This window comes from Variovorax sp. P1_H2 (assembly GCF_056405295.1).
In genome coordinates, this window is record NZ_JBFUCJ010000313.1 from 1 (window position 1) to 554 (window position 554).

The following is a 554-nucleotide window of genomic DNA, read 5'->3' on the forward strand; positions in this document are numbered from 1 at the left end:
CCCGATGTTTGGGTGCGCGTCTGGGGCATGCTGCTTCAGCTCATCGGCGTTTGGACGGTCTGGCTGGATCTGAATCAGACGGCGCGCCAATTCGACAAGGATCCACTGCCCAAGCGGTTCGTTTCTTGGCTTCGCGACGGGTTCAGGGGTGCCATCCGCACAATCAGCATCTCCGGTACGGCCGTATCGGTCGCTTCGGCATCGGCGCGAATGACCGTGCGTCATCCCATGCAGGAAGGATGGTCTATCGAGCAGCGCATAGAGGCCGCCGAATTTAATCTGCAACAGGTGGAAAAGGAGCTTGGCGAGGCTCTGACGTCGATCGATAAGACGCGAACTGACTRCATGGCTGATCTTGCCCCCGAAAAACGTACTCCATAGCTGATGGTCAAATTCAGTGATTGGAGAGAAGAGAAATGAGCAAGAGAAAAGACGGGCAACCGCGTGGCAGGTACACGCTCGAATTCAAGCTGGAGGCGGTGCGACTGGTCAAAGGCGGCCAAGCGGCGTCGGTGACGGCCAAGGTGCTGGGCATGCCGAAGCAGACGCTGGAC

2 protein-coding genes are annotated in these 554 nt (G+C 58.2%); both read left to right on the plus strand.

All coding sequences use genetic code 11. The features are described from left to right. Positions 1-381, plus strand: a 381-nt coding sequence (locus AC1D2E_RS36095) for a hypothetical protein (RefSeq protein WP_478201826.1), incomplete at its 5' end; no start/stop codon positions are given. A gap of 35 nt (positions 382-416) precedes the next feature. Beyond that, the coding region (locus tag AC1D2E_RS36100; RefSeq protein ID WP_478201827.1) for a transposase at positions 417-554 on the plus strand (138 nt) is incomplete at its 3' end.